Origin of the sequence: Undibacterium sp. Ji42W (assembly GCF_049340405.1) — a bacterium.
In the GTDB taxonomy this organism is placed as follows: Bacteria; Pseudomonadota; Gammaproteobacteria; order Burkholderiales; family Burkholderiaceae_D; genus Undibacterium.
The window spans coordinates 278,804-292,565 of sequence record NZ_JBMPOV010000002.1 but is presented as its reverse complement, the minus strand read 5'-3'; the positions used below and the strand labels follow the sequence as shown (position 1 = coordinate 292,565).

17 protein-coding genes are annotated in these 13,762 nt (G+C 45.8%); 11 read left to right on the top strand and 6 right to left on the bottom strand.

What is annotated here, in order from left to right:
- Window positions 1–3: 3 nt before the first annotated feature.
- From hxsA to ACO0LG_RS04655, 4 genes are all read right to left on the bottom strand, one after another.
- Complete coding sequence (hxsA, locus tag ACO0LG_RS04670) at window positions 4–681, bottom strand: His-Xaa-Ser repeat protein HxsA (protein WP_423023815.1); 678 nt, start codon at window positions 679–681, stop codon at window positions 4–6.
- Window positions 678–1,805 (bottom strand): His-Xaa-Ser system radical SAM maturase HxsC, encoded by a 1,128-nt coding sequence (gene hxsC / locus ACO0LG_RS04665; RefSeq protein ID WP_423023813.1) that lies wholly within the window; start codon window positions 1,803–1,805, stop codon window positions 678–680. The genes hxsA and hxsC overlap by 4 nt, the downstream gene beginning before the upstream one ends.
- Complete coding sequence (hxsB, locus tag ACO0LG_RS04660; RefSeq protein WP_423023811.1) at window positions 1,802–3,244, bottom strand: His-Xaa-Ser system radical SAM maturase HxsB; 1,443 nt, start codon at window positions 3,242–3,244, stop codon at window positions 1,802–1,804. Before hxsB ends, hxsC begins: the two co-directional genes overlap by 4 nt.
- Before the next feature lie 111 nt (window positions 3,245–3,355).
- Window positions 3,356–3,856, bottom strand: coding sequence for a hypothetical protein (locus ACO0LG_RS04655; protein ID WP_423023809.1), 501 nt, complete (start codon window positions 3,854–3,856; stop codon window positions 3,356–3,358).
- 1,168 nt (window positions 3,857–5,024) lie between these two features.
- Here ACO0LG_RS04655 and ACO0LG_RS04650 point away from each other — a divergent pair.
- From ACO0LG_RS04650 to ACO0LG_RS04635, 4 genes are all read left to right on the top strand, one after another.
- Window positions 5,025–5,993, top strand: coding sequence for a DUF4214 domain-containing protein (locus tag ACO0LG_RS04650; protein WP_423023807.1), 969 nt, complete (start codon window positions 5,025–5,027; stop codon window positions 5,991–5,993).
- Window positions 5,994–6,052: 59 nt separating this feature from the next.
- Window positions 6,053–6,769 carry a hypothetical protein gene (locus tag ACO0LG_RS04645; RefSeq protein ID WP_423023805.1) on the top strand — a complete coding sequence of 239 codons (717 nt, stop codon included), beginning with the start codon at window positions 6,053–6,055 and terminating at the stop codon, window positions 6,767–6,769.
- A gap of 116 nt (window positions 6,770–6,885) precedes the next feature.
- Window positions 6,886–7,446, top strand: coding sequence for a hypothetical protein (locus tag ACO0LG_RS04640; protein ID WP_423023803.1), 561 nt, complete (start codon window positions 6,886–6,888; stop codon window positions 7,444–7,446).
- A 151-nt stretch (window positions 7,447–7,597) separates the two neighbouring features.
- Complete coding sequence (locus ACO0LG_RS04635; RefSeq protein ID WP_423023801.1) at window positions 7,598–8,182, top strand: hypothetical protein; 585 nt, start codon at window positions 7,598–7,600, stop codon at window positions 8,180–8,182.
- Between the two features lie 26 nt (window positions 8,183–8,208).
- On the opposite strand, the gene ACO0LG_RS04630 is transcribed toward ACO0LG_RS04635, so the two are convergent.
- Window positions 8,209–8,469, bottom strand: coding sequence for a helix-turn-helix domain-containing protein (locus tag ACO0LG_RS04630; RefSeq protein ID WP_423023799.1), 261 nt, complete (start codon window positions 8,467–8,469; stop codon window positions 8,209–8,211).
- A 262-nt stretch (window positions 8,470–8,731) separates the two neighbouring features.
- On the opposite strand from ACO0LG_RS04630, the gene ACO0LG_RS04625 reads away from it, so the two are divergent.
- Together ACO0LG_RS04625 and ACO0LG_RS04620 are read left to right on the top strand one after the other, a co-directional pair.
- Entirely contained in the window at window positions 8,732–9,490 is a 759-nt protein-coding gene (locus ACO0LG_RS04625; protein ID WP_423023797.1) for a hypothetical protein, read from the top strand.
- Window positions 9,491–9,493: 3 nt separating this feature from the next.
- Window positions 9,494–10,159, top strand: a complete 666-nt coding sequence (locus ACO0LG_RS04620; protein ID WP_423023795.1) for a hypothetical protein — start codon at window positions 9,494–9,496, stop codon at window positions 10,157–10,159.
- A 59-nt stretch (window positions 10,160–10,218) separates the two neighbouring features.
- On the opposite strand, the gene ACO0LG_RS04615 is transcribed toward ACO0LG_RS04620, so the two are convergent.
- Complete coding sequence (locus ACO0LG_RS04615; RefSeq protein WP_423023793.1) at window positions 10,219–10,692, bottom strand: hypothetical protein; 474 nt, start codon at window positions 10,690–10,692, stop codon at window positions 10,219–10,221.
- 114 nt (window positions 10,693–10,806) lie between these two features.
- Between ACO0LG_RS04615 and ACO0LG_RS04610 the strand changes: the two genes are divergently transcribed.
- The 5 genes from ACO0LG_RS04610 to ACO0LG_RS04590 all read left to right on the top strand — a co-directional run bounded on the left by ACO0LG_RS04610 (window position 10,807) and on the right by ACO0LG_RS04590 (window position 13,664).
- The gene (locus tag ACO0LG_RS04610; RefSeq protein ID WP_423023791.1) at window positions 10,807–11,622 is read left to right on the top strand and encodes a metallophosphoesterase family protein; all 816 of its coding nucleotides are present in this window, start codon (window positions 10,807–10,809) and stop codon (window positions 11,620–11,622) included.
- Between the two features lie 24 nt (window positions 11,623–11,646).
- Entirely contained in the window at window positions 11,647–12,135 is a 489-nt protein-coding gene (locus ACO0LG_RS04605; protein ID WP_423023789.1) for a cyclic-phosphate processing receiver domain-containing protein, read from the top strand.
- 72 nt (window positions 12,136–12,207) lie between these two features.
- Window positions 12,208–12,381, top strand: a complete 174-nt coding sequence (locus ACO0LG_RS04600) for a hypothetical protein (protein ID WP_423023787.1) — start codon at window positions 12,208–12,210, stop codon at window positions 12,379–12,381.
- Window positions 12,382–12,491: 110 nt separating this feature from the next.
- On the top strand, window positions 12,492–12,965 hold the full coding sequence (locus ACO0LG_RS04595) for a hypothetical protein (protein WP_422639815.1): 474 nt from the start codon (window positions 12,492–12,494) through the stop codon (window positions 12,963–12,965).
- Between the two features lie 243 nt (window positions 12,966–13,208).
- On the top strand, window positions 13,209–13,664 hold the full coding sequence (locus tag ACO0LG_RS04590; protein ID WP_423023785.1) for a hypothetical protein: 456 nt from the start codon (window positions 13,209–13,211) through the stop codon (window positions 13,662–13,664).
- Window positions 13,665–13,762: the final 98 nt, after the last annotated feature.

Genomic DNA, 13,762 nt, shown 5'->3' with positions numbered 1-13,762 from the left:
AAATCAGATGGCAATACCCAATGCATTCATTGTTTCGGTAGTCATGGTGCCCGTGACTGACAATCCTTTAACGGCCTGGTATTGCTTGAGTGCCTTTTGCGTCTCTTTATTCATGATGCCATTAATTTGACCATCATAGAGCTGCAAACTATTGAGTTTGATCTGCACACGCAGTATCTGCAATTTCAGCTTTTCAGCGGTGTTCATACTGCTGCCTGGCTGGGTTGTGGTAGGCGACGTTTTTGCATTGCCGTTTTCAGAACCGGATATACCATCATTGGTTCCTGTATTGGAGCGTGGTGAGCTCGGCGTTGTATTATCGGTGTAAGAGTTACCTGTCGATGTCGAGCTTGTCGTCTTTCCGCTCGTTTCTGGAGGATTAGGTGCAGGCGTAGTTGGAGCCGGAGTTCGTGGTGCAGGAGTATAAGTACTGCCTGTCGTTCCCGAATAGTGGCTTGAGTGCGAACTGTGGCTGGAATGAGAGCTATGGCTGGAATGCGATCGGTGCCCAGCGAACAAATTATTGATGTCGAAGTTTAGCGATCGCAAGGATACCGGTTTCTGATCAGTATTAGGTTCAACAATTAATTCTTTTGTCGGCACGGCTGCATCTGAGATTTTTGTGAGCAGCAATGGTATGCCAGCAAAAAACATCGAAAGATTTTTAATGAACTTGCTCATATCGCCGTCTCCTCAATTGCTTTTATTTTAGTTGGTTTCCAACCACGTTCATACCACGCAAATAGCCCAGAACATTGGGCTTTCACTTGGCAATCATGACATTCCTCTGCATAGACGTTCTTCCAGTCAGAAATACTTCTCCTTGCATACGGCCATAACTGACTTGGTAAGGCACAAAGTGGTGCGTTCATTAACAGAAACGGTACAGCGTGACGTTGCAAGGTTTTAGCCGAGGCTAGCAATTGGTCACCCCATTCGAGTAAATCAACTTCGCACTGGTCCTGGTTCGCCAAAGCGTAGCCAATAGGTTCACAGGCCATCAAAGCAACGACGTTCACAAAAGGAAGGTTTCGACCTATGAACTGGCATAACTCAGGCAAGACACGCAGCACAGGATCTATCAATACAATTCTCAATTGAATTGGCTGCTGGTGTTCCTGCAGGTTCAATAGTCCGGCAATCGTCTCTTCAAATGCTCCAGGACTCTGCACCACGAAGTCGTGGATAAAGTCAGCATGGCCATACAGTGGAACCAGCCAGGAAACGTTGGATGCAAGATTGACCGTCAGACTCTGTGCTAGGGTGGCATCTTTTAGTAAGCGCCCGTTTGACAGTATTTCGATGCGTGTTGTCGGATGCTGGATCTGTATGGCGTCAATGATCGTCCGCAATGCACTACCCAGCAAGACAGGTTCACCGCCAGTAAGGCCTAGCGTCGGCGGAGACACACGGATATGAGCAATAATATCCAACGCTTCAGCTATTAGCCAAGAATCGTCTTGCTTGGTTGGCGGCTGTGAACACATCAGGCAATTACTATTGCAGCGATTGGTCATGAACAGCGAGTGATGTACATCAGATTCCCGATAGACCACAGTGACTTGGGATTTCTGCTGATTCGGTACGATGATATCCCCAGGCTCGATATCCAGACTATCTACCCAGGCGATATTGTGTAAACCAGATTGCTGAAGGCGAGTTGTTCCAGTCTTAGCTTCATCTGACTGGACCAGAACAGCAAAGTGCAAGTGTTCTTGCCATTCGGTATGCAAATTGTCATATGCAACGACACGATAGACCCGTCGCTCCATTTCTTCACTGTATGTAGCAGAGATGCGTCTCATAGCGCCTCTTGAACTGTATTGGGCCTAGACCAACGGTAAAACAGATCCATGGTCCACTCGTCTGCAGTCTTCACTTTGGCAAATAGAGTATCAAAGAGCCAAGTATGTCTTTGGCAATGCTCGGTGCTTTCGACCAAAGCATAAACTGTGTGGAGCTGCGCTTGTGAATCAACGGGGTTGGGGGCACAAAAGCGGTTATATGCGCAGTTCTGGCAGCCAGGAGTTTCGTCGACCATGCTTGCATTGATCAAAGATTTTTGAACATCAGACTGCAATAAATCCTCAATGGATGTGCCGATAGGGCCCAATCGCAATGAAAGATCGCCTGTTTCTTTAAGCATTCTGGCTTCATCGCTAGGATAGACATAGCCATCGTAGTTGTAGACGAGAACACTCAATCCTGCGCCGGTTGGACTTTGGAGATCAACATATCCGCTATCGAACGTAGACAGGATTTTGTTCAAGATGATCGACGTGTAGACCTCACGCAATTCAACGCCTTGGCGATTCCAGTAGAAAATGCGCTCCAGGCCGCGCAGATAGAAATTCGAAAAATCCTTTAATGAATATCCAAGCCGAGCTTGGTTCCGCTTTGCAAAGCCATAAGAACTCAAGGGACGCAGAAATATGTCGTTGAATCCTAGCCTGACGTATTCGTCCACGATGGCCTCAGGGTGAAGCAAAGATTCTTTGGTGGTGGTCATCAAGGCCGAGACAGCATGCAATCCAAGATGCGTGCGGGCCAGTTCAACCCCTTTCAGGGTGCGTTCGTAGGCATCCCTAGTGGGGGTGGGCCGGTTTTTGTTGTGGAGCTCTGCCGGGCCATCAATGCTGATAGAAAGGAAGACACCAAATTGCTTAAAGAAATTGCACATTTCTTCATTGAGCTGATGCAATGTGGTAGCGATGACGAAACGGATTGTTCGGTTTTCAGTTTGATTTCTTTCATTAATACGCAGGATGGCATGCTTGACCAAATCGAACCGCAATAAAGGATCACCACCTTGAAATTCAACGGTCAGCGTCTTTGAAGGACTTTGGAAGATGGTGTCGCAAGCCAAGTTCAAATGCTCAAGAGAAATGGTATGTCCCTTGTCTTCAAGAGATCGACTTACTTGGCAGTACTTGCAGGAGTGGGCGCATTGCAAAGTCGGTACGATGATGTGCAGAGATGGACCATTTTGCACAGTCTCTCGCTTTGCCGCTTGGCGGGACATGAGCAAGCGTATTGTTCCCTGGTTTCCACGCTCTGGTGCCAGGAAGAAGCGGGAGCGTAACTCAGCCTGACGTTCTAAAGGCAATTTAATTGACTTGTTCAGTAACTGAGTTAATTCAGCTTCCTCCAGAAATGCATAATCGCCGGAGGCAGAAACAGCAATGATGCTACCTTCAGTAACTCTTCGATAGTTGAAAGGAAGAACTTTCGTTGAATATGCCATGGTTCAAATTTTGGGGATCTTACTATGCAACACTGCACTAAGCGGCGCATTGCCTCCGTCGATCAGGATACTTGACACCAATTTGCATGACTGTGCTAGTTGCAGCTATAGTTAATTCGGCCATTTTGTACGAACAAGATTACGATATTTGGCCCAGCCTAATATAAATTGACGTAGCTCTTTCACTCTTAAGGTGGGATTTATGGTGGCATCTCGGACCTGCAGAGTAGCTCCTTTGCTGAGGAGGAATGCTTGAAGCGCAAGATTGTCTTCATAAGAATCTCGATCCCTATATCCTGGGTTCAACCATTGAACGATTACTTCGTATCCATTTCTGAAAAAGAAATTGTATGTATCTTGCACATCGGCTCTATATTGCGTTGAGCAAAGAACAATTTTTGGTAATGGATCGGGAAGTAATTTATTTACTTCTATATCACGTTCTTCTGGCGAGCCACTTATAAGAAAAACGTTCACGGATTCAGCGTCATTAAGATAGAGTGGACGTTCATAATCACCAGTTTTAACTGTTGCATTAAACAACGTGTTCCAAGTTGTGCTTTTGCCTGAATTACGATTACCAAGAACTGCTATGACAAGTCGGTCAGCCATTTGTAATTTCCCCGATAAATAATTTGATCATAACGTCGCAAAACTCAGGAAGAGAAAAGATTGCCAGTACAGCTGGGAGTTAAATGGCTTTCAACACCCTATTTATGAGTGCCATATTTATTACCCGTTTTCGTATTCTTATAAGTTCCACCTTTATGGGATGACCCTTTTCCACCTGAATATTTGCCACCGTGACTGACAGTGTGCTTGCCGCCGCCGTAACTAGGCCCCTTGGCATACGCCTGGCTAAAGCAAAATGATGTCGCAACCAGAACCAGCATCAAAACTCGCTTCATTAACATCTCCTTTAAGAATAGTTTTGTACAAAAGCTACTTTTTAAGGCAAGCAGCCAAACACCTGTTGATCTACTTCAAAGTTCCGTGAACAACGGACAGACGGTGTCGCGTTTTAACTTACTCTGGTCAAATGATTAAAAGCTTGGTGGTTTTCATTAGGAAAACGGCTTTTTGATTTCATTTTGCAAAGCATCTTGTCGAATTAACTTTAACGAGCAGCAATTACGCCGTCAACATTCCAATTCAATATTGACAATTGTTTTCAAAATTGCATTACAAGTAACTAAATGTTACAGCTATAATAAATTAACCAATAACTTTTTTGCAATTGCAGATCGAAGGAATTGATTTCTTTTTTTGCACAGAAGCAAATCGGACCAAAACGTCGTCTTTATATTCAACACATATGCTGACCTCACTTTCGCGCTTCGTACTTACATTATTTGCTGTCTTATTCTTGTGCATGGGAACGGCATATGCGTCGTGCCAGGGTTGCTGTTCCTCGCATGGCGGGGTCGGCAGCTCCTGCGCATCCAATGGCAAAATCCGTTGCGCTGACGGCTCTGTAAGCCCTTCCTGTGCATGTTCATCCTGCACCGTTTCGCCGCCAACTTGCACAGGAGGACAAATCGTCGTCGGGAGTCTTTGTATGTGCCCAGTCGGTCAAACGAATGTCGGTGGCATCTGCAAAACCCCTACAACCACGCCAACTTGTACCGGTGGGCAAATTCTGGTCAACAACACATGCTCTTGTCCCGCCGGCCAGGTTTGGTCCAGTGTGTCCGGGCAGTGTCAGCTTCCTACGCCAGCGAGGGCTTGCTCATCGATTCGGTGGGATATAAAAACGGGGAATGACCGCAGTGCCAGTGCCGTGTCATCAACAGAATTCGCGACGGCAATCAGCTTGTTGCAGCAGCAATCTCTATCCAACGTTGTCGTCGATGATGGCAACCGTATTTCACCTATAGAGAATACGCGCTACCTGGTTGAAGGAGCGCTGATCTCTTACAAGGCCACATCAGATTCGGAGTATCAGCTCGTTTTGAAATCTAGCAGTAGTATGACAATGGTAGCTGCCATTCCGCATCCGGACTGTGTTGGCCAAAACTCCCCATTCTATGCAGAAATCAAGGCGGCGAGGGACACCTTCGATAAAACCTTTGTCGCACAAACACAGGCAAGTACGACACAAACACAGGTCCAGGTCGGTGGCATCGGCTTCTGGCAAGGTGCCATGGATTCAAACGGTCAGTTGCAGAACAAAATTGAATTGCACCCTGTCACTGCCCTGCAGTTCAACCCTAAACAAGAGATAACAACTTTTAGTGGTAAATATGCTGATTACCGGGTGTCGGCAACCAAAGTTGGATACACAATCGCTGACAGCAGCGGTACTCCAGTTCTTGCCACCAATCTTCAGCGCATTAAATTCGCTGACTACTCGCTGGCATTTGATCTTGATGGCAATGCGGGTAAAGCCTACAGGTTATATCAAGCTGCCTTCAACAGAACACCGGATGCTGCGGGTTTAGGTTATTGGATACAGGCGATGGATAAAGGCGTAACCATTCAAGAGGTAGCTGCCAGCTTCATGGAGTCAGCAGAGTTCAAATCCATGTATGGAGCGAACCCAAGCAATACGACACTGATTACGCGCTTCTATGCCAATGTTTTGCATCGTACTCCAGACCAGGCTGGCTACGATTATTGGCTGGGTCAGCTCAATGCAAAAGTCAGCACGCCCTCATCCGCACTAGCTAGTTTTAGTGAGAGCCAGGAAAACAAGGCGCAGACTGCTGATGCTATTAAGAATGGTATTGCCTATATTCCGTTCAAATAATCTTAAAAATGTAATTCCATCAAACTTAAAACAACATCAACTAAGCTAAAGGTAAACCAATGGGTGATAGTGACTCAAAAAAAATAAAATTTAAGATACGAGCTAAATCAGAGAATTCGTCTAAAAAGGAATTGGATTTTCTGAAATGGGCTACGCTGATTATTAGCTTGGTAGCAGCTGGTTCCTGGATGACGGGTTCGTCCTTTTTGGCAGGATATTGGAATGTAGCGGGTTGGAATGGGCCAATTACACCTTTATCGTTTCAGCAGGTTGCATATTTTGGCTTCATGGGACCTTTGCAAAACTGGTTCTATGGTCTATTAATACTTTTGGGATTTGCGGTTTATATGATCCTATTGTCCATTAGATTGAATAGAGATAGCCGACCACCGCCAAATTGGCTCTTTACCAGTGTCACCTGGATCGTCAAGAATTTTCGATTGGATGCATCTACTGCAAAACCGGCAGCGATGGCTGTCGCAGGAATTTTTTCATTTACTTTTTTCATATTTATCCCCGTAGTTATGTGGTTCTATGCTGCTCATATTGTTGGGGAAAAGCAGTTCCGCGACGAAATTTGTATGGCACGAACTAAGAAAATTTTCCCTACTTCGCTCAAGTTATTTGATGGTACAACTATTACCGGGGAATTTTTAGAGCGTTCAGAGAAAGTCAGCGTTCTTTTAAACAACCAGGCAATTTACGTAGCAACAGTTGGTGAAAAACCTCAACTACTTGATACGACGAGTACTTTAGAGACCAAATGTAATAAGTAGTTTTTTCACGCCATAGCAGGAGAAAAACCGATGGCTCTGGCCTCAATAGATTTTTTTTTTGAAGTTGAGATCGCCTTCGTTCCGATCTGGTTCTATCAGCTTAAAAAGGAAATCCAGTGCGTAAGAAACCACTCCATGAAAGCGAGCAGGTAAAAATTGAGAAGCTCGTACGTGAATTCAGATCATATAATTTGCCTGACCTTGAAACTGAAAAAAACTTCTTTAAAGATATGCCTTCTTTAGAAGTTTGCATTCATCATGCTGCTTTGGCAATTGATCACCGTGGAAAACGTTACAAGCATCAATGTAGATTGCAACTTGTTGTCCTTCGAAAAGCAGAAGAATGCCTGAGTTCTGTCTTTTCGCGTCTCAAAGAATCGAAAACTTTCCATGATTTATTTTTAATTGTTCGTGAGCAAACAAGCCTAATTAATGGTATTGGGGAGCTTTTTATATATGACACGGCATTACGTATAGGAGCTTATCTTGGACTTGCTCCAGATCGCGTATATCTTCATGCAGGTACTACTACAGGTATACGAGCACTTGGTTTAGACAGCCACCAAGAATGGATAGATATCTCAAAACTACCCAGCGCACTTCGATCACTCTCTCCTAATGAGATAGAGAGCTTTCTCTGCGTTTTTAAGGACAAGCTGGTGAATGCTAAATATTAGGAAACCCCTGACTAGGTCAAAAATCGCACAACTAATTTCCCAAAAAATCATTAGTTTGCGAACTATGAATAGGGCTGAATCAGAGGTTGCTTAGCAACACTATTTTCAAAATCGAACTAACGGTTCTTCATTAAGATGAGGGAATTCGAACATGAATGAAATAAAGCCTTCCAGCATAGCGGGCGCTACAATTATTATGCAGGTATTTCTTCTCATTATTATTTTCTTAGGCATCAGTGGATATCGCGAAGATAGACACAGTCAGGAAGGGTCTATCAAAGCACCTGCCTTTGGATTGGGTTTGGTTCTCGCTATTCTCACCATTTTCATCATTGGTATTTCCGAGGAATTCTATAAAGTTTGGGGCGCGCTGATGGGGGATTTAAGCGTTCCCACAATAAATCAGTCCTTAGCAATGATGTTCGTCTTCCTGTTAGATATTACAATTACGATCTTTCTTATTGTGCTAACTGGCGGGACTCGGTCGAGCCCATTCACTTCGGTCCTTTTCTTGATCCCTTCGCTCGCTATTTTTCTACGCGAGTCTCCCTCAAAATTTTTGTCTTATACGGCTATTATCGGTGTCTTTTATTGGCTCACTTGTAGGGCAAATTATCGCGACCCCACTCGGCTTTCCTATGGTATTGACGATGAACTTGCTCCGTATCGCACTGTAAATATCGGTTGCCTGATTCTTGGAACTGTAATTGGTTACATCACCAGGCCTGGCACGTAATGCCATACTTAGCCTCATTCAGACAGTCAATCCAGCTTGTCGTCTACATAAGCAAATAAATCGGGATCCAGAAGATCCCGAATAGGAATGCCTAAAGCCTGGGCAAGCAAATCCATGTTGTCGATTGACACATTGCGTATTCCGCGTTCAACACCGCTGACATAACTGCGACTCAAGTCTGATCGCAGAGCCAAATCTTCTTGCGATACTTCTTTGTGCCGACGCGCACGGCGTAGGTTCTGGCCAAATATTTCTTTACTCGACAGTTGTTTTTTGGATTTCTTCATGCCTGTAAGCATCCAATTTGGATGTCTTACAGTCCACAGCTTATAATAAACGCAATGATTACTATAGTGCACATTATGGTAAATTTCAGCTATATTCTGGTTTCAATCAAATTCTTCTAATAGAAACACTGCCTTTATTGAAAGCTCAACATGAAAAGGTACTCCCAAACCTCTGGTATTCGTATCGTTCGATCGGTCTTGTAATTATGACGCGAATCAAATCAAGGGCATTTTTTCCAATATTAACTAAAAGGATAAGGCAATGAAATTAAGCCGTCACTATGGGCTAAGGCATGCACTTGCCTTATTTCTTCTCAGCATCTTCGTGCTCACAGGATGTGTTACAGCACAAACGTCACAACAAGAGGGCAAAGATGGGCAGCCTGTTCAAGCTTCTGGCCAGTCGTTTGGCGAGAGACTGAACGCGTCCATCAATACGGTTGGCAATGCCATCGTCGCCCCTGTCCAGAGCGGAAATAACAAAACTGCAGTTGCAGCGCCAGATGGCCGCCTGCGCCTTACCAATTTGCCGGTCAAAGACAGCATTGGAGCAAGCGCCTCTGCTGACTGGCCCAGGGTTGCCGTCAACATCAATAAGTTACCCAAGTGGTTTTACGGTATGCCACCTGGTGGCGTGCCTGGTCGCTATTCAGCCAATGACTGTATCAACGTGTCGCTCATGGTATGGAGCGACGCAAAGCATTCAGTCAATTACGATAACCTGAATGTCTGTGGTGACGACATTGTGCGGAACACGCCGTTCAAGGACGTTGGCCTGATGTGGAAGAGCTTTGGTGTCGTCAGTGGCACGCAGCACACCGGCGCGCAGCGTACGCGTGGCCCACTGCCGCCACAGCACCTGTTTTCCAATAAACCCGGTTATGACCTGTTTTTCAACCCCAATGGCAACTACTACATTGGCAGCATCATGATGACACTGGGATATAACTGGAATGAAGCCCAGGATTACCGCTTCTGGTTCGTGAATGTGCCAACCCAGGCAGAGGTGGCCAGGCAATAGCGTATGCCTACTACTTTACGCAAGCGCCACTGGAATTCTGGCCTCGGTATTCATCAATTACCCTGTTTTATGAAACGACCAACCCCTTACGATATCTCGACGTCGGCTTCCTCGCACACGCTGGCTACTCTTTTTGGCACAGCCTATCTCTTGGTTTGTATCGTGACTGCTCTCATCCTGCTCTTTGGTGGGATGGAGAAGTGGACTGAGAAGCTGGTCGCTATCCTGATCATCGGAGGATTCATCGTTTGGATCAGGTATATAGGCAGACAAGAAAAGACCCGGCTTGCCTCGACTCTGGCATCGGTCAATCAGGAATTCGGCACGACTTTTCAGATGGGTAAATCACTCGGATTTACGCGTGAAGAAGATTGCACCATGTTTGACCCAGAGGCCAGGAAAGTGCTGTTCATGAAATATAACGGCCACTGCGTGTGGGTAGTGGATTTCTCCGAGATCAGCAACTGGGACATTCTGTGGACCAACGACATCAAAAATCAAGGAGGAGTCCACCAGGTCAAAGGCAGCAACTATCGTTTCAAGTTTTATCTGAATGACTTGGAGTCCACCTCAGTGACTATGAAAGTGGGCAACAATGCCGCTGCGGACGACTGGAGCCATCGTATAAATCTGCTGTTGGCGGGTAAGAAACTACCGGACAAAAAATAAAAATTGTCATCATGTTCTGTTTGAACGATATAGCTGTTTAATTGCAGGAAAGAGACACATTATTGATGGTCATCCTCGGGATCATGAAAAGCCGCCAGATTCGCCCTGGCATCATAGAGAGCATGATGTTGAGGCAAGCCATGCTTCATATAAAATTCATACTTCAGGACTTCATTGATATTGCTGGCGATCAGGCGTCGGCGACACCAGGCCGGAACTTGATAGTCGATAGCGTCAATAAATAAATCCCAATCGAATTGGTAGTCGTAGCAAATCTCAATGTCCGAGTTCTCAGGGCGAACAGCGGATAGCCAGGCAAAAAGCTGCTGGCATAAACTATCTATTGCCATCGCTGCGCCGGGTATTTTTCCTAGCAGCGGGATGACTGCCTCACGCACAAATGCGCTGCAGCTTGCATCAGGGTATGGAACTTCTGCATAGAATTCCTCAACTTCATCGCTCACCAGGCCTATGCTGATCAGGTGCAGGTCAAAGAAGTCAGTAAATTCCGTATCGATGAATATTTTTTTCATGAGCAGTTAGTGACTAGAAGCGAATTTTATTTTCAAACATCCGAGTTCAGCACTTAAAGGAAGGTTTATTCCCATCCGTTATACAAAGAGGAACGTTATTTATTGAAAGTGATCATGCGTATTTTGCCTTTATCAGATCTTCATCACGAGCTGTGGCGCGAAGCGGCTCCCGTCATTGATCCTACCACCAGTCGCCCGGATGTGGTGATCTTGGCCGGAGATATTGATACTGGGGCGAAAGCGGTCGAGTGGGCCGCTCGGACGTTTGCGGGTATTCCTGTGCTCTATGTGCATGGCAATCATGAATCCTACGGAAAGCATCTGGAGCATGTGCAGGAAAACATCGAGGCTGCATGCACGGCGGCAGGCAATGTGCATTTCTTGAACTGTAGTGAATTCATACTCGAAAACGTACGGTTTCTCGGTGCGACCATGTGGACAGACTTTCGATTGTTCGGAGATGGTGATCGCCAGTTTGCTATGCGCGAAGCAGAAGCAGTGATGAACGACTACAAGCGCATACGGTTGGCCAGTGCCGGGTATCGCAAACTCAGGTCGGCAGATACTGCAAAGTTTCATTCACAGCATAAATCATGGCTCAAGCAAAAATTGGTCGAACCTTTTGCAGGACAGACCGTGGTTGTGACCCACATGGCTCCCTCGATGAAATCCGTCTCGGAGCGCTATGCCAATGACATGGTGTCTGCGGCCTATGCAGCCAATTTGGATGAGATTGCCTCACAGGCCGATCTCTGGATTCATGGGCATATGCATGAGTCATTTGATTATCAAGTCGGTGATTGCCGCGTGGTGTGCAATCCATGTGGGTATAAGACCCGGGCGGGTACCGCTGAGAATGCTCATTTCGATCCAAACCTAATTATTGATCTTCCAGATGGGCTCACACGTAAACACAATTTCGACATTTGATAACAAGTATAGGAAGCCACGATCATGACAAATAAAACGCGGAAACAGCTGATTGATGATTACCTCAAAGGGCTTCCTAGTCCTGTATTGGGAAAAGAAGATTCTTTCTGGGCTAATGTCACACCTGTCGGACGTGAATTTGGCAGTAAGGATTATGAGCGCTTAGTGGAGCATGACCATCTGGTTCACACCGCCATGACTTCACCCAATCCAGCTTCCCTTGCCTTACGCGTTTTCCTGGACGACGAGCGTGCCACGCCAGAAGGCTGGGTACGCGTGTATTGGCCAAACGAAGCCATTGACCTGTTGAAAATTAATGCGGTAGCCGAAATCAGCTTGGACCATGATCTGGGCAATGATGAACGTGGCACTGGTTATGATGTAGTGGTGTGGATAGAGGAAGCTGTCGCATTGCATGGCTTCAAGCCGCCCAAGATGGCCGTGCACTCTGCCAATTCTTCTGCTAGAGAAAAGATGGAAGCGGGAATCCGGGTAATTGAAGGACTACTTTAAGTCTGGACTAAACTGGCTGAATTACGACCATTTCTTCAGTGATAGCAATTTCGGTTTTAAATGGGAGTCTCAATGTCACCAAAAATTAGCCTGGCGCATGGAGCAACTTCTCATTTATATATGAAAACATTTGAAGACGATAAAATTTATCTTGAACTGAGCAACGTACAATTTGAAGCTAACCGTGATAAATATCAAATGACCGGAAACGCGATTGAAAGGGAGTTCATTTTGGTTAGGAGTTAGTAGCCGCATTGACGCGATAACTACTGGCAGAATCAACTTGAATTTGCACACATTGAGTGCCGTGTACGAAATAGGATTCATGGAGCACTCGCATTTTTCTTATCTTGCATATGCTAAAAATCTTTGTTGACACTGAATTTACCGACTTTATTGATACACATCTTATCAGTATTGGACTTGCGTCAGCGTCCGGCGAAGAATTTTATGCAGAGGTGCCGTATCCTGAACAGGTGTGCAGTCCCTTCGTCCGCATGGTGGTGATTCCAATGTTGGGCATGATGGCGAACGCCGCCTGCAGTGCGGAGGAGCTTCGAGGTCGTCTTCTGTCATGGTTGAATTTGGTCCGACCACGCGGGGCAGACATTGAAATCTGTTTTGACTACCAAACCGACTGGGATTTATTCGCCGATGCCCTGGACTATCGGGTACCAAATTGGTGCCATCCACGGCTAGTAGCGAATGAAATCAACGAATTGCTGCGCTACGAATTCCACCAGAAGAACAGTCTGCCCGAGCATCACGCACTCTACGACGCACAGGCAAATCGCTATGCTTTCCGAGAACGCCCTTCGACAGATTCATGATGAAGGAATTGCCAGGAATTTTTTGAGATGAAAAACAAGCAAGTAGAGACACTGAGATTGGCAGCAAAGCGTCATCTTCGCAGGCAAAACGCTGGGCACTTTGTCAATGGAGTCCGGTCTTATCATTGCTATGACCATCGTTCTGAAACTGATCTATCGTGGTGGGATGATTGTGCATTTATATTGAACGACTACCTGGTCCACTTATCCTGGGTACATCCACGTATGGTCTTTCAGGACAGAATGAAAGATGAAGCACATAAGCGTGTTGCTCACTTGGATTTGCATGACTGGGATATTGATGGGGCTACGCCTATCTATAAGACTGTCGGCAAATCCCGCAAGAAAGTAGCATTCAGAGAGTGGCAGCCTACTGTCAATGACACATGGCGCGAATCGTTTGAGAAAGCATTGGCGGAACTCCATCAAATCGAAGATTTCAACATTGAGCCCTATCTCAACGTCAAATGGACAAGGCGTTCACGCTTTGTTGAGCTATGTGTTCCGATGGAAGTTCGCAGTGAAGATGACCTGGCTATCCTTGCCAATCTCGCCAAAAGATTGCTGAAAAGAGAAGCCAGCCTGAATGACGAATTTCCTGGATATGTTTATCGTCGTTCCGACTGGGAACAAGACATGTTGGTGAATGAAAAATCAGCGCATTCTGGAGCAATTCATCTAATTGCTGGAAGCTACTGATCTGACTATAAGAATTGGATAAGTGCTTAAGTCATTTGGCATGCTCTTTATAAGTCAACGGGCTCCCTGTCCTGGCGTAACTGACGCAACGCTGTGCA